This window comes from Yersinia sp. 2540 StPb PI, from assembly GCF_052217165.1.
GTDB lineage: Bacteria > Pseudomonadota > Gammaproteobacteria > Enterobacterales > Enterobacteriaceae > Yersinia > Yersinia enterocolitica_E.
The window spans coordinates 3,984,225-4,009,562 of record NZ_JAZGQC010000001.1 but is presented as its reverse complement, the minus strand read 5'-3'; the positions used below and the strand labels follow the sequence as shown (position 1 = coordinate 4,009,562).

Genomic DNA, 25,338 nt, shown 5'->3' with positions numbered 1-25,338 from the left:
GTAACAACCTTATGATGACGTGACTTCAGTCATTTACGGCTAAAATAATAAACGTTAGCTTTAATATCAGAGTAAGTACCAGCAGACAACAGCAGCGGGGCAACCATAAGCAGGCGAGAGATTGGCTCTATCACTATTTTCTTTGTAACAACCTTTGCTGTACCACAATCGCGGATCGAGGAGACAGTATGAACAAGGTAGCTCAATATTATCGTGAGTTGGTGGCATCACTGACTGAACGCTTGAAAAATGGTGAACGTGATATCGATAAGCTGGTGGAAAGCGCCGAGCAGCGGTTAGACGCAGTAGAAGAGTTGAGCCGGAGTGAGGTTGAGCAAATCATTCAGGCGGTGCGCCGCGATCTGGAGGAGTTTGCCCGTAGTTATGAAGAGAGTAAGGACGAATTCACTGACAGTGTATTTATGCGGGTGATTAAAGAGAGCCTGTGGCAGGAGCTGGCGGATATCACTGACAAAACACAGCTAGAGTGGCGTGAAGTGTTTAAAGATGTCAGCCACCATGGGGTGTATCACAGTGGTGAGGTGGTTGGATTAGGGAATCTGGTGTGTGAAAAGTGCCACCATCACCTGGCTTTCTATACCCCTGAAGTGTTGCCGCTCTGCCCTAAGTGTGGGCATGATCAATTTAACCGCCGGCCATTCCAGCCCTAACATTAATTTGGGCTAAAAAGAGACACTCCGCAGTGGCGGAGTGTCATTCGATTATTCGCTGTAGCGGGCAACCCGTTCAACCAGCAAATCAATAAATCCTTTCCTGTCGATACCCATCAACACTTCTGCATTAGGCACATTATCTGTGAGCTGGTAATAATCGACCACCGTCATGCCTTGGGTGTATTCACCACGCGTTTCGATGCCGACCCAGCGTTCAATGCTAGTGAATAACTCGGGGGCCAATAACCAGGCAATGGTGCAAGGGTCATGTAGCGGGGCACCTTGAAAACCCCAGCGTTCCTGGCGGTGATACAGCATGAAGAAGTCCAGTAAGTCTGCTACCACGTCGGCGACCGGATTATTCAACTGACGAATGCGATCGATATCTTCATCCATCACTTGTGCCTGATGGGTCACATCCAACCCGGCCATAGTAATCGGAATACCTGATTTAAATACCCGATCAGCGGCCTCAGGGTCGACAAAAATATTAAATTCAGCAGCGGCGGTCCAGTTTCCTAGCATCACGGCCCCCCCATGATGACGATACGCGCTATTTTGGCCGTCAGAGCACCATGACCGGCCAGCAGCAAGGCAATGTTAGTCAATGGGCCTGTCGCCACAAGGGTCACCGGATGAGGGCTGGCACGCAATATTCTCGCCATTAGCTCCACCGCATTGTCAGTTTGTGGGGCAAAATCTGGATCCGGTAATGAGGGGCCATCTAACCCGCTTTCACCGTGAACATTGTCGGCAATAATCAATTCGCGCAGTAATGGTTTGAGTGCGCCGCCTGCCACCGGAATATCCTGACGCTTGAGCAGTGTCAGAATACGCAGGGCATTACGCAAAGTTTTGTCGGGAGTTTGGTTACCGGCACAAGTGGTAACCGCTGCTACGTTGAGTTCGGGGGAGGCCAACGCCAGAATCAGTGCAATAGCATCGTCATGGCCGGGATCGCAATCAATGATAATAGAGCGGGGCATCACTTTTCCTCTTGTTAGTCACAGTGTTAACCAGAGGATGCGCACAAAAAAACGGATAAGCAATCACGCAGGGCGTAAAAAGAGAACAGGCGCAAATTCCTCCCCTACGGATGCAGGGGAGGCAATATGATTAATGCAGGATTTTTGCCAGGAAGTCTTTGGCGCGATCTGATTTAGGATTATTAAAGAAATCATCTTTGTTGCTGTCTTCGACGATTTTCCCTTCATCCATAAAAATAACGCGGTTAGCCACTTTGCGGGCGAAGCCCATTTCGTGGGTAACTACCATCATGGTCATCCCTTCCAATGCCAGTTTGACCATCACGTCCAACACTTCGTTGATCATTTCCGGGTCAAGTGCGGAGGTGGGTTCATCAAACAGCATGGCAATGGGGTCCATGCAGAGTGCACGGGCAATTGCCACGCGCTGCTGCTGGCCACCCGATAACTGAGAAGGAAATTTATCTGCATGGGTAGAAAGACCCACGCGATCTAACAGTTTCAACCCCTTTTCACGCGCTTCTGCTTTATCACGTTTGAGTACTTTGATTTGCGCCAGCGTCAGATTTTCAATGATAGACAGGTGTGGGAACAGCTCGAAATGTTGGAACACCATGCCCACTTTGGAACGCAGTTGGGCCAGATTGGTACCTTTATCATTCACACCAATACCATTAACTGTAATGCTGCCTTTTTGAATAGGTTCCAGCCCATTAACAGTTTTGATTAAGGTTGATTTGCCTGAGCCTGAAGGACCACAGACCACCACAACCTCACCTTTTTTAACTTCGGTGGTGCAGTCAGCCAGCACCTGAAAGTGGCCGTACCACTTAGAAACATTTTTCAGGGAAATCATCAAACAGTCCTTTTCTTCAAATAGTTAACCAGCATCGACGCGGCAATGCTGATAACGAAATAAACCAAACCGGCAAACAGCACCATTTCGACCTGAGTACCGTCCCGCTCGCCAATGGTGGTGGCGGTGCGGAAGAAATCGGCCAGGCTAAGGACATACACCAGTGAAGTATCCTGAAATAACACTATCCCCTGAGTTAACAGGAGCGGCACCATTGCGCGGAAAGCCTGGGGCAGGATAACCAGCCGCATTGACTGCCCATGGGTCATGCCCAATGCCAGCGCAGCAGAGGATTGCCCACGGGAAATACTCATGATCCCGGCGCGGATAATTTCCGAGTAATAGGCCGCTTCAAACAGCGAAAAGGCTACCATGGCTGAGATTAACCGAATATCAGTTTTTGGTGATAAGCCCAGCACATTTTGTAATAAGCTCGGGACAACCAAATAAAACCACAGCAGCACCATCACCAACGGAATAGAGCGGAACACGTTGACATAGGCAGTTGCAAACCAACTGATGGCTTTAATCGGCGACAAGCGCATGACCGCCAGAACCGTCCCCCAGATAATGCCAAATACGATAGCGGTAATGGTTATCTTGGCGGTGACCACTAACCCTTGCAGCAGATAGGGCATGCTGGGGGCGATAGAACTCCAATCAAATTCGTACATTATTTACTCCCCAGATTGCCGGGTAACTGCACTTTCTTCTCAACTAATCGCATCAACAGCATGATCACGGCGTTGATCAGTACATAACCAAGAGTGATGGCGGTGAAGGACTCATAGGCGTGAGCTGAATAATCCAGCAATTTACCTGCTTGAGCGGCCATATCGACCAATCCGATTGTTGAAGCAATGGCGGAGTTTTTTACCAGGTTGAGCATTTCTGAGGTCATCGGGGGAATGATCACCCGATAAGCATTGGGCAGTAACACATAGCGATAGGTTTGTGGCAGGGTCAACCCCATAGCCAAACCCGCTGCTTTCTGGCCTCGAGGCAGTGACTGAATCCCGGCACGGACTTGTTCACAAACACGTGCTGCGGTAAATAAGCCAAGGCAAAGCATCGATGAAAGAAAGAACTGTATATTCGGGTCAAGTTCACTTTTAAACCACATGCCAATATCAACTGGCAACAGTTCAGGTACCACCAGATACCAGGTAAAGAATTGCACAATCAAGGGTACGTTACGAAACAGCTCAACGTAGCAGGTCCCAATCCCTGACAGGACTCGATTGGGCACGGTTCTTAAAATACCAAACAGTGAACCGACAAAAAACGCGATCACCCAGGCGCACAGTGATAAAGCGACGGTGACTTGAAAGCCGGACCAGATCCAGCCGAGGTAGGTGGTATTGCCGAAGGGGGCAGGTTGCAAGAAGATGCCCCAGTTCCAGTCTATTGACATAACAAACTCCCTTAAAAGGATGGATAAGCCATCCTGATGACTGATGATTTAATGCGTGGCGACCTTGAGGACTCACAAAAAAATGCGGAGTGGGGAACGGCCACCCCGCATTCATTTCCTGTATCCCAATCGGCCCATCATCAATCGAATCGGGCAGGCAACCGCCCGCCCTGATTATTATTGTTAGTTCAATGCTTTATCGTTAGGTGCTTTGAACAGCGCCTTCATTTCATCAGACAGTGAGAAATTCAGGTTAAGATTTTTAGGTGGAATTGGGTTTTTGAACCAGCGATCGAATGATTTTTCAGCCACACCAGAAGTTTGTGCACTGGCAATGGTTTCATCCAATAAGGCTTTAAAGGCCGGATCATTTTTGCGCAACATACAGCCGTAAGCTTCCTGAGACTGCGGAGTACCGACGATATCCCATTGGTCTGGTTTCTTGGCTTTGGCTCGCTCACCGGCTAGCAGAGCATCATCCATCATAAAGGCCACTGCGCGGCCACTTTCCAAGGTGCGGAAAGAGTCACCGTGGTCTTTGGCGCTGATGATGCGCATATCCATTTTGTCTTTTTCATTTAGTTTATTCAGCAGAACTTCAGATGTAGTACCTGAAGTTACAACCACTGCTTTACCGGCCAAATCTTTGAAATCTTTAACTTCAGACCCTTTTTTGGTCAGTAAACGGGTACCGACGACAAAAATGGTATTACTGAACGCCGCTTGTTGCTGACGCTCCAGATTATTGGTGGTGGAACCACACTCAAAGTCAAAGGTGCCGTTTTGCAGTAGTGGAATACGGTTCTGCGAGGTGATTGGGATCAGTTTGACCTGTAAGTCTGGAGCATTAAGTTTTTTCTTAACTGCATCAATGATCAGATTAGAATAATCTTGTGCGTAACCAACAACTTTCTGCTGATTATCGTAATAAGAGAAGGGAACGGAAGATTCACGGTGACCCACTACGATAACGCCACTGTCTTTAATCTTTTTCAGAGTATCAGCCTGGGCTTCAGCTTTCGCTGCGGGTTGTGCTGCCGCTTCTTCTGCTTGGGCTACGCCACTTGCCATCCCAGCTAACAGTAGCGCTAACGCCAATTTACGCATATGCATGGTCCAACTCCTTTGCTGTTGTTTTATTACTTGATGTTGTGATGCTAAAAATACGTTGTTGCTAAATCTCGTCAGGCGAGAAATCGTTTTGTTTCGTTTCAGCGGTACAACCACCGATGTTTTGTTGGCCGGTACGTGGTTTTCGCTGTTACTTGTATCAGATTATCTTTAAAAAATAGCCAAATGTTATGCGAATGATGAATAAATGTTTGTTTTTTGGGACGCAAATCGCACCAAATAGAGGCAATAAAACAGCAATGCACTTCTATGGTGCGGGCTATGCCCTATAAACGAGCGTGTAAATAATCGTGATCCCGCATTTGAAACGCTGTGTTCCCTACTTGTTGCGGTAATCCCCGACCACGGCTAAAAGATTGGCGGGCATTGGCCGAGAGTTAACACATAATGGTTAGAAACAATGCAAGGTCTGTGCCAGTCGCGGCGAAGAGATGAGGATAATAGCTCTACAAATTGAGAGCTATAGAATACCCACGGGGAGTTGCGGGTATTAATCAGCCGCCAAACAGCGGCTTTACTGCCAGTTAGCCTAATTGCTGGTTGTTGATAGCCAAATGGGCCTTAAACACATCCAATGCTGTCGGAATGGTCTCTTTTGCGGCGTGTTTTTCTGGATTCCACAGCTTGGCAAAGGTAATCGCGCGGCCACAATGAATAAACACTTCATCAACCTCGATCACTAACACACTGCGGGCGGGGTGGCCATTTTGGCTAAAGTGCTCACACAGTTCAGGATCGACCGAAATCTTAGCTCGGCCATTCACCCGAAAACCTTCGTCCCAGTTGGGGATCAGGAACAAGATACCGATAGCGGGGTTATGCAGCAGGTTGCGGATACCATCCAGGCGGTTGTTCCCCGGGCGGTCTGGTAGCATCAGGGTTTTACTGTCCTGTACATGGATAAAACCCGGTTCCCCACCTTTGGGTGAGCAGTCGATCCCATTGGCGCCGAGGGTACCCAGTACGGCGAAGGGGGCTGCCGCGATGAGTTTTTTAGCATAATCATCAATGTGATCTATCTGTTTCTTCAACACGGTTTCAAAGGGGGCGGCGTAGTGCTCGCTGAGTTGTGCTTCGCTGGTGAGGATAAATTCAGGCTTCAGTGACATAAGGCTCTCAAGATTAACGGGCATGCAGATAACATGCCCACATATTATGTTATTTGTTATCAGAACGATTACGGATCGCGCGGTACAGCGTGAGGGCGCCAAGCACCAGCGTGATAATCCACATCGGCCATGAACCCAAACGGGCATAGGGGGTGACGCCCGTTGTTGGTGTAACTTTGGCCTCTAACACCTGTTGGGTAAATTGCGGAATCTGGGCGAGCACTTCACCGCTCGGGCCAACCACCGCAGTGATACCGTTATTGGTACTACGCAGCAGAGGGCGACCCAATTCAAGCGCGCGCATCCGTGCCATCTGGAAATGTTGCCATGGCCCAATTGAGTGGCCGAACCAGGCATCATTCGAGACGGTCAGCAGGAAATTAGTATCAGGATTGAAATTATCCCGTACCTGCTGGCCTAACACGATTTCATAACAAATAGCCGCAGTCAGGTTATATCCTGCCACCTTGAGCGATGGTTGCACATAACTGCCACGGCTGAACGTTGACATCGGTAGGTCAAACAGCGGTGCCAGCGGACGCAGTAAGGATTCTAGCGGCACAAATTCACCAAATGGGACCAGATGGTGTTTGCTGTAACGGTTTCGGCTCGGATATTGATACGGTTCTTTATCGCCTAAGACGATGACGCTATTAAAGAAATGATACCCCTGACCTTCAGGCCGGCGCTGGGCATCGACAATCCCTGTGATCAAGCTGCTATGATTGGCTCGCATCAGATCATCAACCATTGTCAGGAAGCCGGTTTGATCGGTTTCAATATCAGGAATGGCAGATTCCGGCCAGATGATGATCGGCGCTTTGCCCATAAATGGGCGAGTTTCATCCAGATAGACTTGCAGGGTCGAAAGCAGGACTTTAGGGTCCCACTTCATGGACTGAGCAATGTTACCTTGCACCATGGCGATATTGACAGCGCGTTCCGGCTCTGGCGTGAACCAATGCACTTGGCGCAGTGGCCATGGTAACAATAACAGTGCCATCGCCACTATTGCCGCAGTCACCCGGCGCTGATAGCAGGCGTAGACCAGTAATCCACTGATTGCCATCAGTACAAAGGTGATACCATCAACCCCGAGTATTGGGGCAATCCCACGCAGCGGGCCATTAATCTGGCTGTAGCCAAATTGCAGCCACGGGAAGCCGGTCAACACCCAGCCGCGTAAGAATTCTGTCAGTTGCCATACAACCGGTGCGGCAATCGCTAGCCGCCACCATGTCGCTTTTGGGCAGAGACGCGCTAACACACCGGCAAATAGCAGGGTGTAGAGCGATAGGTAGGCCGCCAGTAGTACCACCAGGAAAATATTGATTGCCGTTGGCATTCCGCCGAACTCGGAAATACTGACATAGACCCAGTTAATACCGCTACCGAATAGCCCCATTCCCCAACAAAAGCCAATAAAGGCGGACTGTCGGGTATTACGGTTCAGGGTTAGACTGAGTAAGCCAAACAGTGAAACAATGGCTGCCGGCCAGTAATCAAACGGTGAATAGGCCAGCGTACCGCAGGCACCAAAAAATAGCGCCAGTAGGGCGCGAACCCACTGGCGTTGAAGATATGAAGCAATAGGCATCAAGGATTTATTCTTCCAGTTTGGGTTGCGGAGCATCATCCGGGATTTTTACATGAACCTGAATGATACGTCGGCTATCCGCCATGGCAACTTTAAATAAGTAACCTTCAATTTCAATGGTTTCACCCCGGGCAGGTAAATGGCCAAATGCCTGCATTACCAAGCCACCAATGGTGTCAACCTCATCGTCGCTGAAATGGGTATTGAACACTTCATTGAAATCTTCAATTTGCGTCAGCGCACGAATGGTATAGGTATGCTTGCTGAGTTGACGCACATCTCTGTCTTCTTCATCGTCATACTCATCTTCTATTTCGCCAACGATCAGCTCAAGAATATCTTCAATGGTCACCAGCCCTGAAACGCCACCAAACTCATCAATGACAATGGCCATGTGGTAGCGCTGGGAACGGAACTCCTTCAGCATCCGATCGACACGCTTACTTTCTGGCACTACAACCGCCGTCCGTAACACTTTATCAATACTAAATGGCTCGGAGTCGGTGCGCATAAACGGCAACAAATCCTTGGCCATCAGGATACCTTCGATGTGATCTTTATCTTCGCTAATCACCGGAAAGCGGGAGTGAGCAGATTCAATAATCACATCCAAACACTCATCCAGCGTTTGGTTACGCTTTAATGTGACCATTTGAGAACGGGGGATCATGATGTCCCGCACGCGCTGCTCGGCAATATCCATCACGCCTTCCAGCATGTCACGGGTATCGGGATCGATCAGATCGTTTTGTTCAGAATCACGGATAAGCTCTACCAAATCACCACGGTTTTTAGGTTCACCGTGAAATAACTGGTTAAGGATAAGAGTAAAGAACCCTTTCTTGGGACTGGGGCTATCGTTGTTTTGTGAGTGGTCGTCGCTCATGGCGTTTTAGTTAAGTTTACTCATGTTATACCCTTGTATCTGATGCCGTAGGGGCTAGCGAGGTTTGCTTGCCGCCTACCTGCAATTCCAATAACGTTGGGTAAAGATTATATTTTATCGGTAGCAGTAGACTCACACCGCCGACAGTTTTCCCCGACTAACAGGGCATTATAACACCCGATATGATGGGTTTATTCGGGGTCTTTCTCCGAAATATACGGATCTGGATAACCCAGACTTTGCATAATTTCAGTTTCGATTGACTCCATTTCTTCTGCTTCATCGTCCACGATGTGGTCATACCCTAGCAGATGGAGACTGCCGTGAACAACCATATGCGCCCAATGAGCTAATAGTGCTTTTTCTTGCTCGATAGCTTCTTGTTCAACCACCTGACGGCAAATGATTAAATCACCCAATAGTGGCAGTTCAATTTCAGGTGGGGCCTCAAAAGGAAAAGACAAGACATTGGTCGGTTTATCTTTACCGCGATAGGTTAGATTCAGCTCATGGCTTTCAGCTTCATCAACCAACCGAATGGTCACTTCTGCCACGTCTTGAAACTGCGGTAATACCGCCTCCAGCCAACGCTGAAAGTCAGCTTCGGCAGGTAAACCCTGGCTATCGGCGCAGGCAATTTGTAAATCGAGTATAACTTGGCTCACGGAGCCTCCTGCTCAGACGGGGTATGGTTTTCCCGCTTACGTTGTTCGGCAATAGTCTCTTTGCGTTTTTGTTCCGCCGCTTCCCAGGCCTCATAGGCAATAACCACACGGGCCACCACGGGGTGACGCACTACATCTTCGCTATGGAAGAAGTTAAAGCTCAGCTCTTCTACCTCAGACAGCACTTCAATGGCATGACTTAAGCCAGATTTTTGGTGGCGCGGTAAGTCGGTTTGCGTCACATCACCGGTAATAACTGCCTTGGAGTTAAAGCCCATACGGGTGAGAAACATCTTCATCTGTTCGATGGTGGTGTTCTGGCTCTCATCCAGAATGATAAAGGCATCATTGAGTGTCCGGCCCCGCATATATGCCAGCGGTGCCACTTCAATCACGTTACGTTCGATCAATTTTTCAACGCGCTCAAAGCCAAGCATTTCAAACAGTGCATCATAAAGTGGGCGCAGGTATGGATCGACTTTCTGACTCAGGTCCCCGGGCAGGAAACCCAATTTTTCGCCCGCTTCAACGGCCGGGCGGGTCAGTAAGATACGGCGCACATTCTGGCGTTCCAGAGCATCAACTGCCGCGGCTACCGCCAGATAGGTTTTACCGGTCCCGGCAGGACCAATCCCAAAGGTAATATCGTGATCAAGAATATTGGCGATGTATTGCGCCTGATTGGGGGTACGCGGTTTAACCATGCCGTGCTTGGTACGGATATTCACGGCTTTTCCGTAATCGGGCACGCTCTGTGCCGTTTGCTCCAATACATGACTCTCTTTCACCGCAAGGTGGATATCTTCCGGGGATATCTCTGGGGTAACACCCCGAATGGGGGCGGTGTCAACATACAGATGGCGCAGGATATCTGCCGCTGCAACAACGCAGATATTCTTACCGACTAACTTGAAACGGTTGTCTCGGCGATTAATTTCAATACCTAACCGGCGCTCCAACTGCTTGATGTTGTCATCAAAAGGGCCGCACAGACTCAACAAACGCTGATTGTCGGTGGGCTCTAGCAAGATTTCTTGTGTCACTACGTGCAAACTATTTCTCTGAGTCACTGTGTTCCTCTGGATATATCATTCACGGATATTATTTGTCTGATACCCGATTATACCTTTCGTACTGGAAATGGCCTTGGGCATATAACGTCAATCATACATGTCATTTAAGAATTATTCATGGTGCATGGTGCTGACGCAAGTTTACTTATCAATCCGTGCTTTCACGCTCTATTCAAGTAGCGACCCTCTGGAGGTGCAACTTAAAAAGTACGAATCTGCGCAGCAGCCCACTAAAATAAAACAGGCACTGACAATGCAGCGCCTGCTAATGCGAGTCAACTCGAACAACTATGGTCAGGGTTGATACAGCCCCACGCCAATCTCATTTTCTTTTCGGGTCCGCGCAATGACCGATTGTGGCGATTCATGAACCCGTAGCGCCATCTGGTCTTCGGTTCGCTGCAAAATACCGCGCAGTGAACTGGCATAAACGTCTACAATTTCGACATCAACGAATTTGCCAATCATCTCTGGTGTACCTTCAAAATTCACCACCCGGTTATTTTCGGTACGCCCAGCCAGCTCCATCGCACTTTTGCGGGAGGGGCCTTCTACCAGAATACGTTGCACACTGCCAACCATCTCGCGGCTGATTTCCATGGCCTGCTGAGTGATACGCTGTTGCAAAATATGCAGTCGCTGTTTTTTCTCCTCTTCACTGATATCGTCTGGTAGCTCTGCCGCGGGTGTGCCAGGGCGTGGAGAGTAAATAAAGCTGTAACTGGTATCGAAATGAATCTCCGCGACCAGCTTGATAGTTTGTGCAAAATCCTGCTGAGTTTCACCAGGGAAACCGATAATAAAATCGGAACTTATCTGGATATCTGGCCGCGCCTGCCGCAGTTTGCGGATGATAGCTTTGTACTCCAGTGCGGTGTGGGCGCGTTTCATCATGGTTAAAATTCGGTCGGAACCACTTTGCACTGGCAGATGCAGAAAACTCACCAGTTCTGGCGTATCGCGATAAACATCGATGATATCGTCGGTAAACTCAATCGGATGGCTGGTGGTAAAGCGAATGCGATCGATACCGTCAATGGCGGCAACCAGTCGCAATAACTCGGCAAAACTACAGATATCGCCGTCATAGGTGGCACCGCGATAGGCATTGACATTCTGGCCGAGCAGATTCACTTCCCGCACCCCTTGGGACGCTAACTGTGCAATTTCAAACAGAATATCGTCACTTGGGCGGCTGATCTCTTCGCCACGAGTGTAAGGCACCACGCAGAAGGTACAATATTTATTGCATCCTTCCATGATAGACACGAACGCGGTCGGGCCTTCAGCACGCGGCTCTGGCAGCCGATCAAACTTTTCAATCTCAGGGAAGCTGATATCTACCACCGGACTGTGCGTGCCTTGGACGTGGTTAATCATTTCTGGCAGGCGATGCAGGGTTTGCGGCCCGAAAATGACATCAACACAGGGCGCGCGTTGGCGCAGATGTTCGCCTTCCTGTGATGCTACACATCCACCGACACCAATAATCAGATTGGGATTCTTTTCTTTCAGGAGCTTCCAATGGCCCAGCAGGCTGAACACTTTTTCTTGTGCTTTTTCGCGAATTGAACAGGTATTCAGTAGCAGTAAATCGGCTTCTTCCGGGATCTCTGTCAACTGGTAGCCATGGGTGCTGGCCAGCAAATCTGCCATTTTAGATGAATCATATTCATTCATCTGGCAGCCCCAGGTTTTAATATGCAGTTTTTTCGTCATGGCTTATCTACCATCAAAAATTCATCATAAATGTCACATCGCGCGGTGCGGTGATCCATGTGTTCGCCAGGCGCAAAGGCTCACTAGTTGCGGGGTATTGTAGTCATTTGCAGTTGCGATGACCACCGCAGTTCGGCTTAGTTATTCTGTGGGGTGATGAAAAATCCGGTACACTGAGGGCAGATAAAGTATGGATGTTATTTTAACTTTTAAAGAATGGCCAAAATGAATAAATCGCAACCAAATTATGATGTTGTGGTGGTGGGGGGCGGTATGGTCGGTGCTGCTGCCGCGCTTGGGCTGGCACAAACAGGCTGGTCAGTCGCGTTACTCGAGCATGAAGCACCCACCCCGTTTGATGCCAGCAGTGCCCCCGATTTACGGGTTTCCGCTATCGGCTGCACTTCGGTGTCGTTGCTGAAACAGCTCGGTGTCTGGCCGCAGGTACAGCAGATGCGTTATGCACCTTATCGTCGGTTGGAGACCTGGGAGCAGCCCGGTTCACAGGTGGTGTTTGATGCCGCCTCGCTCTCTTTGCCTGAGCTGGGGTTTATGGTTGAGAACCGGATTTTGCAGTTGGCATTATGGCAACAGATAGCGGAGTGCCCCAATTTAACGTTGCTGTGCCCGTCACGGCTGCAAACTATGGTTAGAGTAGATGAGTGCTGGCAAATCACGTTAGACGCTCAGCAACAGATACAGGGCCGTTTAGTGATAGGTGCTGATGGTGCCAACTCTCTGGTACGACGGTTAGCCGGTATCGGCACCAATGGCTGGCAGTATCGCCAGTCTTGCATGTTAATTACGGTAGAGACGGATACAGCTCAGCAAGACACCACCTGGCAGCAGTTTTTCCCAACGGGGCCGCGTGCTTTCTTACCGCTATTTGGCCAGTGGGCATCATTGGTGTGGTACGACAGCCCGCAGCGTATTCGTCAGCTTCAGGCGCTGCCGATGGCACAGTTGAATCAGGAAATTGCCAAGGCTTTCCCATCACGTTTGGGGGCTGTCAAAGCGATTGCTGCTGGCTCTTTCCCGCTAGTGCGTCGCCATGCACAACGTTATGTACAGCCGGGATTGGTCTTACTCGGGGATGCAGCCCATACCATTAATCCACTGGCCGGGCAGGGGGTGAATCTGGGATATCGCGATGTCGATGCGCTGTTGGAGGTGCTAAATCAAGCGCGTGAACGGGCAGAACCGTGGCACAGCGAGCGGGTATTACTGCGTTATCAACGCCGCCGCCGCACTGATAATCTGATTATGCAAAGTGGTATGGATGTGTTTTACACCACATTCAGCAATGATCTGCCACCGGTGAAATTCGTACGGAATCTGGCGTTGATAGCCGCTCAGCGCGCGGGCAAATTGAAAGAACATGCGTTGAGGTATGCATTGGGGCTGTAGGGGGGATCTGTTTTTTTTGAGTTCAATAGTTAATATTTGGGACAGTTCGGAGCTGGTTTCGGTTGAAATTCGATCTGTTCTCTTTGCGGGCTTTGTCGCCTCAACCAACCATCAATCGAAACCTAATCCAACCTGGACTTGAGACATCGGACTCAATAAGAGGGAATATAGTGAAATCCCAGAATGCAAAAAGCCCGCCGAAGCGAGCTTTTCTAAATTTGGCTGGGGTACGAGGATTCGAACCTCGGAATGCTGGAATCAGAATCCAGTGCCTTACCGCTTGGCGATACCCCAAAAGATGGTGGCTACGACGGGAATCGAACCTGTGACCCCAGCATTATGAGTGCTGTGCTCTAACCAGCTGAGCTACGTAGCCATCTTTAAATCTTTAATCTTGAGAAGTTGTATGGCTGGGATACCAGGATTCGAACCTGGGAATGCCAGGATCAAAACCTGGTGCCTTACCGCTTGGCGATATCCCAACTGAAATACAATTCTTTTTTATATGACAACTCTCTTGCCTTACAGCTATCCATCCAAAAAAAAGATGGCTGGGATACCAGGATTCGAACCTGGGAATGCCAGGATCAAAACCTGGTGCCTTACCGCTTGGCGATATCCCATCCGCTGTGACAAACCGATGAACGAATAATGGTGCGGGAGGCGAGACTTGAACTCGCACACCTTGCGGCGCTAGAACCTAAATCTAGTGCGTCTACCAATTTCGCCACTCCCGCAAAAAGATGGTGGCTACGACGGGAATCGAACCTGTGACCCCAGCATTATGAGTGCTGTGCTCTAACCAGCTGAGCTACGTAGCCATCTTTTTCCGCATTACCTTCATCGGCGTTGCGGGGCGCATTATGCGTATATGGCCGAATTGCGTCAACTAATTTTTTCCCAAAAAAGCGCTGAAAGGGTTCGTTTGTGTGGCTTGTGAACAGTCTGGTGATTAAAGCAGCACTTATGGTGATTAATTGTTGAATTTGCCAGCAAAAAACAAGGCTACCCTAGGGCAGCCTTGAGATTGGACAGTCAATATAGGCAGACCATCACATTCAATTATTTATAAGCGTCCTGATGCACGCCAACCGCACGGCCGGAAGGGTCATCCATACTTTTGAATGATTCATCCCACTCGATGGCTTTTGCTGATGAACAGGCGACTGATGGGCCACCTGGGACACATTCAGCGGCACTTGGCAGCGGGAACAGCTCTTCAAAAATTTCGCGATACAAGTAACCTTCTTTTGACGATGGCGTGTTGTATGGGAAACGGAAGTGGGCAGTTTCCATCTGTTGATCAGTGACTTGCTCTGCGGCTTTCTCTTTTAGTGTGTCAATCCAGCTATAGCCGACACCATCAGAGAATTGTTCTTTCTGACGCCATGCAACGCTGTGTGGTAGGTAAGATTCAAAACATTCACGCAGGACATGTTTTTCCATTTTGCCATTACCACACATTTTGTCCTGCGGATTGATACGCATCGCAACATCGAGGAAGTTCTTATCCAGGAAGGGGACGCGGGCCTCAACACCCCAGGCAGACATCGCTTTGTTGGCTCGCGCACAGTCATACATGTGCAGGGCCAGCAATTTACGCACAGTCTCTTCATGCAATTCTTTCGCATTTGGTGCTTTGTGGAAGTAGAGGTAGCCGCCGAACACTTCGTCAGACCCTTCGCCAGACAGCACCATCTTGATCCCCATCGCTTTGATTTTACGCGACATCAGATACATTGGTGTTGAGGCGCGGATGGTGGTGACATCATAGGTTTCAATGTGATAAATCACATCACGGATAGCATCCAAACCTTCTTGCACGGTGAAATGAATTTCATGGTGCACGGTACCTAAATGGTTGGCGACTTCTTTCGCAGCACGTAAATCCGGTGAGCCAATCAGACCTACTGCAAAGGAGTGCAGTTGTGGCCACCAGGCTTCACTGCGCTCATCGTCTTCGACACGACGGGCGGCAAATTTTTTGGTGATAGCAGAGATAACGGAAGAGTCCAGACCGCCGGACAGCAATACACCGTAAGGCACGTCAGACATCAAGTGGCTTTTTACCGCTTCTTCTAACGCGTTAGCCAACTGAACTTTGTCAGTTACATTGTCTTTGACGTTGTCGAAATCAAACCAATCGCGATGATAGTATTCGCGAATCTCACCCTCTTTACTCCACAGATAGCTGCCAGCTGGGAACTCTTTAATGGTGCGGCACACCGGTACTAATGCTTTCATCTCTGAAGCAACAAACATGTTGCCGTTTTCATCATGGCCCATATACAGCGGGATAATCCCCAAATGGTCACGGCCAATCAGATAGGCATCTTTTTCTGTATCGTACAGGACGAAAGCGAACATACCTTGCAGGTCATCAAGGAATTCTGGGCCTTTTTCCTGATACAACGCCAGAATCACTTCACAATCTGAGCCGGTTTGAAACGCGTAACGGTCACCATATTGCTGACGTAATGCCTGATGATTATAGATTTCACCGTTAACGGCCAGAATATGCGTGTGGGCCGCATTAAACAGGGGCTGGGCTCCGGTATTGACGTCAACGATAGACAAACGTTCGTGGGCGAGAATGGCTTTATCATTTGCCCACACACCAGACCAATCCGGGCCACGATGGCGCATTAAACGTGACATTTCCAGCGCTTTTTTACGTAACTCAATGGGGTCGGTTTTAAGGTCGAGGACCCCGAAAATAGAACACATAATAATCTCCCTAACTTCTCTGCTTTGGCGGTGATGATGTTGAATTTGAGTCGTTCATCGCTGGATCTGTTTTTTCACACTTGCTTATGAGTGATGCAAGTTATGCCCCATGACGATGCAGTCATCCAAATTATTTCTAAACTAGATGTGAGAAATACATGCAATTTATACGCCAATTCACAGCGCTATTATTTTGGTGCAATGGTTGGTACGGCAATGGGTACCTATACCCAAAGCACTTGACGTTGCAGGCAGCCAGCCAGCGAGTCAGTCCCGATGAGCTTAACTCAGCCAAGTGATTCGGGTGAGTGAACCCAGCTAACACCCCAGCAGCTTCAAGGACGAAGGCTATAAAAGAAAATGCGCCAAAATAGGGCGTAATGGCAAGAAACTTTGGTGCACTGCACTAAAAAAAGGCATAGCGCTAAAGGAGGAGGGGGCAAAAAAGAGAGTGGCGGCCATGACATGACCGCCAATAGAGATTAGATAATATTGATATCAACCACGGAAGAGAAAACGTAGTTCGGGCGAAATGGCATGGCTTCAATATCTGTTAGCGTTGAAACACCGGACAGGACCAAAATCGTTTTCAACCCAGCCTGGAAACCGGCCAGAATATCGGTACGTAGGTTATCACCGACAATCACCGTGCTTTCTGAATGGGCATGCATTTTATTCAGCGCCGCGCGAATGATCCACGGGCTGGGCTTGCCCACATAAAACGGCTTGCGACCGGAGATTTTCTCAATAGGTGCGCACAATGCGCCACACGCCGGAGCAAACCCGTGCCCGTGGCTATCGGGGTTGGTGGCAATAAAACGCGCACCATTGGCGACAAAATAGGCGGCTTTATGCATCATGTCCCAGTTGTAGGACCGGGTTTCACCGACAATCACAAAGTCAGGATTGATATCGGTGATAGTAAAGCCAGCTTTATAGAGTTCGTGTACTAATGCACCTTCACCCACAACATAGGCTTTTTTACCTTCCTGATTGCGCAGGAAGTCGGCAGTGGCCATCGCCGAGGTATAAAAGGCGCTTTCTGGTACGTCCAACCCAGCAGAACTGAAGCGGTTAGCCAGATCCTGCGCGGTTTGTGACGGATAGTTGGTCAGAATAACCAGCGGCATTCCGGCATTTTGGATCCGGGCCAGAAAGTCGTTAGCGCCCGGTATCGCTTTATTATCATGTAACAACACACCATCGATATCGCAAATAACGCTTTTAATTGTCATGGTTAAACCCAAATTAATTGGAGTTACAGTTAGGCAGCAAATGAGTGCATCCCGATGCGCTGACGCTGGTCAGTATTCGGGTCAGTGAGAGCAGCAGCCTCAAGTCAGAAGGGTATTATATTACTCATTTTTGCACGGCAATGGTCCACTATAACATGACCGATAAGGCGTTTACCCCTGCCGTTGCCTTATTTGCATCTACGCGTTAGCTTTCCAGCAGGCGTTGCAATAATACACCGTTCAACATGGCGCGCTTAGCCAGAGCAAAAGCACCAATTGCAGACTGATGATCAAGCTGCGACGTCACGATAGGCAGATTCAGGCGGAAGTTTTTCAATACTTGTGTATTGATGCAACTCTGAATGGCTGGCAGTAGGATTTTATCGGCTTCAATGATTTCACCCGCAATAACGACTTTTTGCGGATTAAATAAGTTGATGGCGATAGAAATGGCTTTGCCCAGATAGCGGCCCACGTGCTCAATCACTTCGCTTGCCAGCAAGTCACCCCGGTTAGCCGCTTTGCAGATAGCGCCGATATGACAATCATCCAACGTTAATTTGCTTGGGTAGCCCTGAGCGAGCAGGTGGCGCACTCGATTTTCAATGGCGGCATTGGAGGCAACCGTTTCCAGGCAGCCAAAATTGCCGCAATAACAGCGTTCACCCAATGGGTCAATCTGGATATGGCCGATTTCACCCACGTTACCGTTACTGCCCAAGAATATCTGGCTGTTAACGATAATACCCGCACCGGTACCACGGTGCAGACGAACCAATATGGAGTCTTCACAGTCACGAGTTGCACCAAAGTAGTGCTCCGCCAGCGCCAAACTGCGAATATCGTGGCCAACAAAACTGGTGACATTAAAACGATTTTGCAGATTTTCGACTAATGGCCAGTTGCTGACACTGATATGGGGCATATAGCGCACGATACCTTTGTGCGGTTCAACCAGACCTGGGAGGATAACCGCAATGGCAATCAGCTCACGCAATTTGCGCTGATAGGCTTCAATAAACTGGCTGATAATAGTAAACAGCGCGTGTTCCAGCGTTTCTTGCGTGCGTTCAGGTAGCGAATAATGTTCTTCACCCAGTGATTTACCGCTCATATCAAACAGGGTAATAGTTGCATCATGGCGGCCCAGACGCACCGCAATGGTATGGAACTGGCGGTTTTCTGTCACTATAGATATAGCACGGCGACCGCCGGTAGAGGCTTGCTGATCAACTTCCTTGATAAGCCCCCGTTCCAGCAGCTGACGCGTAATTTTGGTGACACTGGCGGGGGCGAGTTGGCTGAGATCGGCAATCTGAATGCGCGAGATAGGGCCTTGCTGATCAATAAGCCGGTAAACAACGGCACCATTGAGTTGTTTCACAAGATCCACATTACCAATTTGTGACTGTCCGCCGGTGCTCATCAATAAAATTACTCGCTTATTTTAAAACCTCGTTACCGTTAACGATGGTTTTAGTGATTTTATAATCGCGGGTAAAGGCAGTCAGGTTGGCCACTTTGCCGACTTCAATACTCCCTAACTGCTTATCCACGCCGATAGCGCGGGCCGCATACAGTGTCGCCATACGCAATGTTTCGTCCAGTGCGATGCCAACGTGTTCCACGCTATTTTGTACCGCTTCGATCATCGTCAGTGCTGAACCGCTTAATGTGCCATTCTCATCCACACATAAACCATCGCGATAGTATATTGTTTTGCCAGCAAAAATAAATTGATCAATTTCAGCACCCGCCGGAGCGGTAGCATCAGTTACCAGTACCAGCTTGTCACCTTTCAGGCGTTTTGCGTTGCGGATATTGGCCCAGTCGACGTGCAGGCCATCTGCTATCACCCCGGTGTAGATTTCCGGCGTATCAAAAATCGCTCCGATCAGGCCGGGTTCACGCCCGGTGATGTATGGCATGGCATTATACAGATGTGTCGCAAAGCGGATACCGGCCGCAAAGCCTTGGCGGGCTTGCTGATAAGTGGCATTCGAGTGACCGGCTGAAACCAGAATACCGGCTTCAGTCAACTGGCGAATGTATTTGTCATCAACCATCTCTGGTGCCAGAGTGAATTGGGTAATCACATCCGCATTTGCACACAGATAATCAATCATCTCTGCGGTTGGTTTGCGAATAAACGCTGGGTTATGTGTGCCTTTCTTGAGCGGGCTAAGATATGGCCCCTCCAGATGCAGACCCAACGCTTTATGTTGGTTTTTTTGCAGGTATGAACGCATGACATTAATGCCGTGCTTCATAAACTCATCACTACATGTGATGAGTGTTGGCAGGAAGCTGGTGCAACCAGACTTTTCATTCGCGCGCTGCATGATATCCAACGTCTCTTCGGAGATAGCTTCGAGAGAATCATTGAATTGCACGCCGCCGCAGCCATTTAACTGCACATCAATAAAACCGGGGGCCAGAATGGCGCCACCCAAATCGCGCACCTCAATATCAGCCGGAAGTTCATCGGCAGGACAGATACGTTCGATCAATCCATCAGCCACGACAACAGCATGATTATCCAGTACTTCGTGGCTGGTATAAATACGGCCGTGAGTTAAAGCGTACATCTTAGCCCCCTGATGACTGTTACAGACCTTTGATATTTTCAGCTTCCAATTCGTGGAAGTATTTTACAGTTTTAACCTTCAATTCCATAGTGGAAGGTTCATCACACACCATGATGGCTTTGGCATGCAGTTGCAGGCAACTGATGGTCCACATGTGGTTGATGCTACCTTCGACCGCAGCTTGCAAGGCTTGTGCTTTACCGTGGCCGGTGACCAGAATCATCACTTCTTCCGCATCCAGCAAGGTACCTACACCTACGGTAAGCGCATATTTCGGCACGAGGTTTGCATCACCACCAAAGAAGCGGGAGTTAGCGATGCGGGTTTCTTGCGTCAGCGTTTTGATACGGGTACGGGATGCTAAAGACGATGCCGGTTCATTAAATGCGATGTGACCGTCAACGCCCACGCCACCCATAAACAGGTTAATTTTACCGTAAGACTTAATTTTTTCTTCGTAACGACGACATTCTTCATCGATATCTGGCGCGTTGCCATTTAACAGGTTGATGTTCTCGGCTGGGATATCAACATGATCGAAGAAATTGGAGTGCATGAAGGTGTAGTAACTTTCGGGATGTTCTTGTGGCAGCCCAACATATTCATCCATGTTGAAAGTGACCACATTTTTGAAACTCACTTCACCGGCTTTGTGCATCGCAACCAAGTGCTTATACGCTTCCATCGGTGTGCCGCCAGTTGGCAGCCCCAGAACAAATGGGCGATCAGCGGTTGGTTTAAATGCGTTGATACGGCTAACGATATGACGTGCTGCCCATTTACCAACTTCTGTGGTGTTTTTCAGTGGGATAAGTCTCATCTTGCACCTCTTTGATTGCTAATAGTGGCTATACTCTACGCGGATTGAATCATTCAGCTAAGCGTAACTCAGATTTTGACTCATGCGCTGGTACAATACTTTGTTCATTTTTCGAATGATAAAATAAGTTTTGTGTTATGGCTAGTGCATTGGTGCTTTTTGACTGTTTTTTGGTGACGTTTATCACAGAATAGGGGGTTTTAATTTGCGTTACGAAATAAATTTTTTACACTCCGCAATGAGTAATACATGCCGTGAATAAATTAAAGATGTGCCATGCGTTTTTCTAAAAGGTAGTGAATCAAATAAATAAACTACTTAAAGGGTCCGATAGCGGACGAATAGGGGGAAAGGTGAATATTCTTAGTTACTTACAAAAAGTGGGCCGGGCCTTGATGGTCCCAGTGGCCACACTGCCAGCAGCCGCGATACTGATGGGCGTAGGCTATTGGATCGATCCGGTAAGCTGGGGTGGTGATAATGCACTGGCGGCATTATTTATCAAATCCGGTGCGGCGATTATCGACAACATGTCCGTGCTGTTCGCAATTGGTGTTGCTTACGGTATGTCAAAAGACAAAGACGGTGCGGCTGCACTGACCGGCTTTGTAGGTTTCCTGGTATTAACCACGCTGTGCTCGCCTGCTGCGGTGTCGATGATTCAAAAGATCCCGGTTGATCAGGTTCCGGCAGCTTTTGGTAAAATCAACAACCAGTTCGTGGGTATTCTGGTGGGTATTATCTCTGCTGAGTTGTACAACCGCTTTAGCAGCGTTGAATTGCCAAAAGCACTCTCCTTCTTCAGCGGCCGCCGTCTGGTTCCAATTCTGACGTCCTTCCTGATGATCGTGGTTGCCTTCATTCTGATGTACGTTTGGCCACTGATTTATAACGCACTGGTGACCTTCGGCGAATATATCAAAGATATGGGTTCAGTGGGGGCGGGTATCTATGCCTTCTTCAACCGCTTGCTTATCCCAGTCGGCCTGCACCATGCCCTGAACTCAGTGTTCTGGTTTGACGTTGCTGGTATTAACGATATTCCTAACTTCCTCGGTGGCCAACAATCTATCGATTCTGGTAAAGCTGTTGTGGGTATCACTGGCCGTTATCAGGCTGGCTTCTTCCCAATCATGATGTTTGGTTTACCTGGTGCGGCGTTGGCGATTTATCACTGCGCGCGTCCTGAAAATAGAGCGAAAGTGGCCGGTATCATGTTGGCGGGTGCATTTGCAGCCTTCTTCACCGGTATCACCGAACCACTTGAATTCTCCTTCATGTTTGTTGCACCCGTGCTGTACTTCTTGCACGCCGTGCTGACCGGTATTTCGGTGTTCATTGCTGCCAGCATGCATTGGATTGCCGGCTTTGGTTTCAGCGCCGGTTTAGTGGATATGGTGCTCTCTTCTCGCAACCCGTTAGCCACACAGTGGTACATGCTTATCCCACAAGGTTTGGTGTTCTTCGCCATTTACTACGTGGTGTTCCGTTTCACCATCCAGAAATTCAACTTGCTGACACCTGGGCGTGAATTGGCAGTTGAAGGCAGTGAAGAAGATGGTTATGACGTCAATGTTGATAACACCCCAGCAGTGAACGAAAGTGAAATCAACGGGCTGGCGCGTCGCTATATTGGCGCTATCGGTGGTTCAGATAACCTGACTGGCATTGATGCCTGCATCACTCGTCTGCGTCTGAACGTAAAAGATTCTGCCCAGGTTAATGACAGTGTTGCCAAACGCTTAGGTGCGTCAGGTGTCATTCGTCTGAATAAACAAAGTGTGCAAATCATTGTAGGTACCCGCGCAGAATTGATTGCTTCGGCAATGCGTACGGTGTTGGCAAGTGGTTCGGTTCCTGCCGCCAGCAGTTCTGTGGCACCAGCAGCAGCCAAGCCTCAGGCAGTTATTAACACCACTAAGACCGCTTCTCTGGTACTGGTTTCACCTATTACCGGTGATGTTGTCGCACTGGATCAAGTTCCTGATGAAGCTTTTGCCAGCAAAGCAGTCGGTGAGGGTGTTGCCATCCGTCCTACTGATAAAATGGTGGTTTCTCCGGCGAACGGGACTATCGTTAAAATCTTCAATACTGACCATGCATTTTGTCTGGAAACTGAAACCGGCGCTGAAATTGTGGTTCATATCGGGATTGATACGGTAAAACTGAACGGTCAGGGCTTTGCTCGTCTGGTCGATGAGGGAGCCACTGTCGTTGCTGGTCAACCGGTGTTGGAACTGGACTTGGCTTATCTGAACGCCAATGCGCGCTCAATGATTAGCCCGGTTGTGGTGAGCAATATTGATGATTATGCCGGTATCTCGGTATTGGCAGGCAGCTCTGTTGTTGCCGGTCAAAGCCCATTGTTTGAGATCCGTGGCAAATAATTAGCTTAAGGCTAATGGTGAAAAGGGACTGCTGTCCTGAATAACCGATTTAACTTTTAGCTGAACCAACGGGAAGAGAGCAATCTCTTCCCGTTTTTTTGTTTTATTTCCTGTAACAAACGGTTGTTTCCAAGTCGGGCTTGTTGGATTATACCTGTCATCTTTCAAGTTGCAGGTGTGTTGGCCGCTCTCATTCACCCGAATCACTTACTTGTGTAAGCTCATCGGGATGAATGAGCCTCATCCTTGAGGCTCACCCTGCGGGCTAGCATAGATGCTATTCAAATCGGTTCCCGACCGATTTGTCTCTCGTTTGCCGCCTTCCTGCATCCTTGAAATCTATTAGGTAAATATGCGGTTATATTTGTTGCGTTTGCATTGAGGAATAGAACAATGAGTGAGGCAGAAGCCCGCCCGAGTAATTTTATCCGTCAGATAATTGACGAAGATTTAGCCAGCGGTAAACATACGTCGGTTCATACCCGCTTTCCGCCAGAGCCAAATGGCTACCTGCATATTGGTCACGCCAAATCTATCTGCCTGAACTTTGGCATCGCACAAGATTATCAGGGTCAGTGTAATTTGCGTTTCGACGACACCAACCCGGTGAAAGAAGATGTTGAGTTCGTTGAGTCGATTAAACACGACGTAGAGTGGCTAGGCTTCACCTGGAGCGGTGATGTGCGTTACTCCTCAGACTATTTCGATCAACTGTATCAGTACGCTGTCGAGCTGATTAATAAGGGCCTGGCGTATGTCGATGAGTTAACCGCTGAGCAGATGCGCGAATATCGTGGCACACTGACTGCGCCGGGGAAAAATAGCCCGTACCGTGATCGCAGTGTGGAAGAGAATCTGGCGCTGTTTGAAAAGATGCGTGCTGGTGGTTTTGCTGAGGGTACTGCGTGTCTGCGTGCCAAAATCGATATGGCGTCACCGTTTATCGTGATGCGTGACCCGGTGCTGTATCGTATTAAGTTCGCCGAACACCATCAGTCTGGTAACAAGTGGTGCATCTACCCGATGTATGACTTTACCCATTGTATTTCTGATGCGATTGAAGGGATCACCCATTCACTCTGTACGCTGGAATTCCAGGATAACCGCCGCTTATATGATTGGGTGCTGGATAATATCTCTATCGAATGTCATCCGCGTCAGTATGAATTCTCTCGCCTGAATCTAGAATACGCCATTATGTCTAAGCGTAAGCTGAATCAATTGGTGACCGAGAAAGTCGTGGAAGGCTGGGATGATCCACGTATGCCAACGATTTCTGGTTTGCGTCGCCGTGGCTACACCGCGGCTTCGATCCGTGAGTTCTGCCGCCGTATTGGGGTGACCAAGCAGGATAACAACGTTGAAATGATGTCACTGGAGTCTTGTATCCGTGATGATCTCAACGAAAATGCCCCACGGGCCATGGCGGTTCTTGACCCAATCAAGGTCATTATTGAAAATCGTGTGGCCGGGGAAGAGTGGCTGACTATGCCAAATCACCCGAATAACCCGGAGATGGGCACGCGTCAGGTTCCTTTCGATAGCGAGCTTTATATCGATCGCGCCGATTTCCGTGAAGAAGCGAATAAACAGTACAAGCGTTTGGTACTAGGCAAAGAAGTGCGCTTACGTAATGCCTATGTTATCAAAGCTGAACGTGTCGAAAAGGACGCAGAAGGCAATGTGACTACGCTTTATTGCAGTTATGACGCAGAAACCTTAAACAAAGATCCAGCCGATGGGCGCAAAGTTAAAGGCGTTATTCATTGGGTTTCTGTTAAGCATGCATTGCCGGCAGAAATTCGCCTGTATGACCGTCTGTTTAGCGTACCAAACCCTGCGGCGGCGGAAGACTTCTTGTCTACCATCAATCCTGAGTCGTTGATTATCCGTCAGGGTTTTGTTGAACCAGGTTTGGTTGATGCAGTTCCAGAGCGAACCTATCAATTTGAACGTGAAGGTTATTTCTGTACTGATAGCCGCTATTCACGCCCTGATGCCTTGGTATTTAACCGTACTGTCGGTTTGCGTGATACCTGGGCGGCAAAAGCGACCAGTTAAGTT

The 25,338-nt window shown here is 48.9% G+C and carries 19 protein-coding genes, 6 tRNA genes and 1 pseudogene; 4 read left to right on the top strand and 22 right to left on the bottom strand.

From position 1 onward, the window contains the following. Positions 1-188: 188 nt before the first annotated feature. Positions 189-671, top strand: coding sequence for a zinc ribbon-containing protein (locus V1956_RS18660; protein ID WP_372558329.1), 483 nt, complete (start codon positions 189-191; stop codon positions 669-671). A 51-nt stretch (positions 672-722) separates the two neighbouring features. Here the strand turns inward: V1956_RS18660 and rihA are convergent. The 11 genes and pseudogenes from rihA to miaB form a co-directional block, all read right to left on the bottom strand. After that, positions 723-1,660 (bottom strand): annotated as a pseudogene (rihA, locus tag V1956_RS18655) (pyrimidine-specific ribonucleoside hydrolase RihA). A 130-nt stretch (positions 1,661-1,790) separates the two neighbouring features. Further along, the gene (locus V1956_RS18650; protein WP_025377565.1) at positions 1,791-2,516 is read right to left on the bottom strand and encodes an amino acid ABC transporter ATP-binding protein; all 726 of its coding nucleotides are present in this window, start codon (positions 2,514-2,516) and stop codon (positions 1,791-1,793) included. Further along, entirely contained in the window at positions 2,516-3,190 is a 675-nt protein-coding gene (gene gltK, locus V1956_RS18645) for a glutamate/aspartate ABC transporter permease GltK (RefSeq protein WP_032905734.1), read from the bottom strand. The genes V1956_RS18650 and gltK overlap by 1 nt, the downstream gene beginning before the upstream one ends. Beyond that, positions 3,190-3,930: an amino acid ABC transporter permease gene (locus tag V1956_RS18640; RefSeq protein WP_372558332.1), complete on the bottom strand. Its 741-nt coding sequence runs from the start codon at positions 3,928-3,930 to the stop codon at positions 3,190-3,192. The genes gltK and V1956_RS18640 overlap by 1 nt, the downstream gene beginning before the upstream one ends. Positions 3,931-4,113: 183 nt before the next feature. After that, on the bottom strand, positions 4,114-5,043 hold the full coding sequence (locus V1956_RS18635; protein ID WP_083159659.1) for an amino acid ABC transporter substrate-binding protein: 930 nt from the start codon (positions 5,041-5,043) through the stop codon (positions 4,114-4,116). Between the two features lie 542 nt (positions 5,044-5,585). Continuing rightward, positions 5,586-6,170, bottom strand: a complete 585-nt coding sequence (locus tag V1956_RS18630; RefSeq protein ID WP_442825462.1) for an MSMEG_1061 family FMN-dependent PPOX-type flavoprotein — start codon at positions 6,168-6,170, stop codon at positions 5,586-5,588. A 49-nt stretch (positions 6,171-6,219) separates the two neighbouring features. Beyond that, positions 6,220-7,767, bottom strand: coding sequence for an apolipoprotein N-acyltransferase (lnt, locus tag V1956_RS18625; protein ID WP_420070759.1), 1,548 nt, complete (start codon positions 7,765-7,767; stop codon positions 6,220-6,222). A 7-nt stretch (positions 7,768-7,774) separates the two neighbouring features. After that, on the bottom strand, positions 7,775-8,653 hold the full coding sequence (gene corC / locus V1956_RS18620) for a CNNM family magnesium/cobalt transport protein CorC (protein WP_083159653.1): 879 nt from the start codon (positions 8,651-8,653) through the stop codon (positions 7,775-7,777). Between the two features lie 191 nt (positions 8,654-8,844). Continuing rightward, a complete protein-coding gene (gene ybeY, locus V1956_RS18615; protein ID WP_083159651.1) occupies positions 8,845-9,318 on the bottom strand; it encodes an rRNA maturation RNase YbeY in 474 nt (157 codons plus the stop codon). After that, complete coding sequence (locus V1956_RS18610; RefSeq protein ID WP_442825461.1) at positions 9,315-10,388, bottom strand: PhoH family protein; 1,074 nt, start codon at positions 10,386-10,388, stop codon at positions 9,315-9,317. Before V1956_RS18610 ends, ybeY begins: the two co-directional genes overlap by 4 nt. Positions 10,389-10,685: 297 nt before the next feature. Then, the gene (miaB, locus tag V1956_RS18605; protein WP_442825460.1) at positions 10,686-12,110 is read right to left on the bottom strand and encodes a tRNA (N6-isopentenyl adenosine(37)-C2)-methylthiotransferase MiaB; all 1,425 of its coding nucleotides are present in this window, start codon (positions 12,108-12,110) and stop codon (positions 10,686-10,688) included. 225 nt (positions 12,111-12,335) lie between these two features. Here miaB and ubiF point away from each other — a divergent pair, with 225 nt between their 5' ends. Further along, positions 12,336-13,517: a 3-demethoxyubiquinol 3-hydroxylase gene (ubiF, locus tag V1956_RS18600; RefSeq protein ID WP_420074301.1), complete on the top strand. Its 1,182-nt coding sequence runs from the start codon at positions 12,336-12,338 to the stop codon at positions 13,515-13,517. A gap of 219 nt (positions 13,518-13,736) precedes the next feature. Here ubiF and V1956_RS18595 read toward each other — a convergent pair. The 11 genes from V1956_RS18595 to nagB form a co-directional block, all read right to left on the bottom strand. Beyond that, positions 13,737-13,811: transfer RNA gene (locus V1956_RS18595), tRNA-Gln, on the bottom strand. 5 nt (positions 13,812-13,816) lie between these two features. After that, positions 13,817-13,893 (bottom strand) — tRNA-Met (locus tag V1956_RS18590). 31 nt (positions 13,894-13,924) lie between these two features. Next, a tRNA-Gln gene (locus tag V1956_RS18585) sits at positions 13,925-13,999 on the bottom strand. A gap of 66 nt (positions 14,000-14,065) precedes the next feature. Next, positions 14,066-14,140, bottom strand: a tRNA-Gln gene (locus V1956_RS18580). A gap of 29 nt (positions 14,141-14,169) precedes the next feature. Beyond that, positions 14,170-14,254: transfer RNA gene (locus V1956_RS18575), tRNA-Leu, on the bottom strand. Between the two features lie 7 nt (positions 14,255-14,261). Continuing rightward, positions 14,262-14,338, bottom strand: a tRNA-Met gene (locus tag V1956_RS18570). Positions 14,339-14,579: 241 nt separating this feature from the next. Continuing rightward, a complete protein-coding gene (gene asnB, locus V1956_RS18565) occupies positions 14,580-16,244 on the bottom strand; it encodes an asparagine synthase B (RefSeq protein WP_005193277.1) in 1,665 nt (554 codons plus the stop codon). Between the two features lie 482 nt (positions 16,245-16,726). Further along, complete coding sequence (locus V1956_RS18560) at positions 16,727-17,479, bottom strand: HAD-IIA family hydrolase (protein ID WP_032908027.1); 753 nt, start codon at positions 17,477-17,479, stop codon at positions 16,727-16,729. Between the two features lie 205 nt (positions 17,480-17,684). Continuing rightward, on the bottom strand, positions 17,685-18,905 hold the full coding sequence (nagC, locus tag V1956_RS18555; RefSeq protein WP_193784698.1) for a DNA-binding transcriptional regulator NagC: 1,221 nt from the start codon (positions 18,903-18,905) through the stop codon (positions 17,685-17,687). Between the two features lie 16 nt (positions 18,906-18,921). After that, positions 18,922-20,067, bottom strand: a complete 1,146-nt coding sequence (nagA, locus tag V1956_RS18550; protein ID WP_372558338.1) for an N-acetylglucosamine-6-phosphate deacetylase — start codon at positions 20,065-20,067, stop codon at positions 18,922-18,924. Between the two features lie 19 nt (positions 20,068-20,086). Further along, positions 20,087-20,887 (bottom strand): glucosamine-6-phosphate deaminase, encoded by an 801-nt coding sequence (nagB, locus tag V1956_RS18545; protein WP_372558339.1) that lies wholly within the window; start codon positions 20,885-20,887, stop codon positions 20,087-20,089. Between the two features lie 353 nt (positions 20,888-21,240). Between nagB and nagE the strand changes: the two genes are divergently transcribed. After that, entirely contained in the window at positions 21,241-23,274 is a 2,034-nt protein-coding gene (gene nagE / locus V1956_RS18540; protein WP_372558340.1) for an N-acetylglucosamine-specific PTS transporter subunit IIBC, read from the top strand. Between the two features lie 393 nt (positions 23,275-23,667). After that, the gene (gene glnS / locus V1956_RS18535; protein WP_420070762.1) at positions 23,668-25,335 is read left to right on the top strand and encodes a glutamine--tRNA ligase; all 1,668 of its coding nucleotides are present in this window, start codon (positions 23,668-23,670) and stop codon (positions 25,333-25,335) included. The last annotated feature ends 3 nt before the right edge of the window (positions 25,336-25,338 follow it).

Excerpts from the sequence above, each read along its gene's own strand:
- V1956_RS18660 (WP_372558329.1), top strand. The coding sequence starts at position 189 with ATGAACAAGGTAGCTCAATATTATCGTGAGTTGGTGGCATCACTGACT.
- V1956_RS18650 (WP_025377565.1), bottom strand. The coding sequence starts at position 2,516 with ATGATTTCCCTGAAAAATGTTTCTAAGTGGTACGGCCACTTTCAGGTG.
- gltK (WP_032905734.1), bottom strand. The coding sequence starts at position 3,190 with ATGTACGAATTTGATTGGAGTTCTATCGCCCCCAGCATGCCCTATCTG.
- V1956_RS18640 (WP_372558332.1), bottom strand. The coding sequence starts at position 3,930 with ATGTCAATAGACTGGAACTGGGGCATCTTCTTGCAACCTGCCCCCTTC.
- V1956_RS18635 (WP_083159659.1), bottom strand. The coding sequence starts at position 5,043 with ATGCATATGCGTAAATTGGCGTTAGCGCTACTGTTAGCTGGGATGGCA.
- V1956_RS18630 (WP_442825462.1), bottom strand. The coding sequence starts at position 6,170 with ATGTCACTGAAGCCTGAATTTATCCTCACCAGCGAAGCACAACTCAGC.
- lnt (WP_420070759.1), bottom strand. The coding sequence starts at position 7,767 with ATGCCTATTGCTTCATATCTTCAACGCCAGTGGGTTCGCGCCCTACTG.
- corC (WP_083159653.1), bottom strand. The coding sequence starts at position 8,653 with ATGAGCGACGACCACTCACAAAACAACGATAGCCCCAGTCCCAAGAAA.
- miaB (WP_442825460.1), bottom strand. The coding sequence starts at position 12,110 with ATGACGAAAAAACTGCATATTAAAACCTGGGGCTGCCAGATGAATGAA.
- ubiF (WP_420074301.1), top strand. The coding sequence starts at position 12,336 with ATGAATAAATCGCAACCAAATTATGATGTTGTGGTGGTGGGGGGCGGT.
- asnB (WP_005193277.1), bottom strand. The coding sequence starts at position 16,244 with ATGTGTTCTATTTTCGGGGTCCTCGACCTTAAAACCGACCCCATTGAG.
- V1956_RS18560 (WP_032908027.1), bottom strand. The coding sequence starts at position 17,479 with ATGACAATTAAAAGCGTTATTTGCGATATCGATGGTGTGTTGTTACAT.
- nagC (WP_193784698.1), bottom strand. The coding sequence starts at position 18,905 with ATGAGCACCGGCGGACAGTCACAAATTGGTAATGTGGATCTTGTGAAA.
- nagA (WP_372558338.1), bottom strand. The coding sequence starts at position 20,067 with ATGTACGCTTTAACTCACGGCCGTATTTATACCAGCCACGAAGTACTG.
- nagB (WP_372558339.1), bottom strand. The coding sequence starts at position 20,887 with ATGAGACTTATCCCACTGAAAAACACCACAGAAGTTGGTAAATGGGCA.
- glnS (WP_420070762.1), top strand. The coding sequence starts at position 23,668 with ATGAGTGAGGCAGAAGCCCGCCCGAGTAATTTTATCCGTCAGATAATT.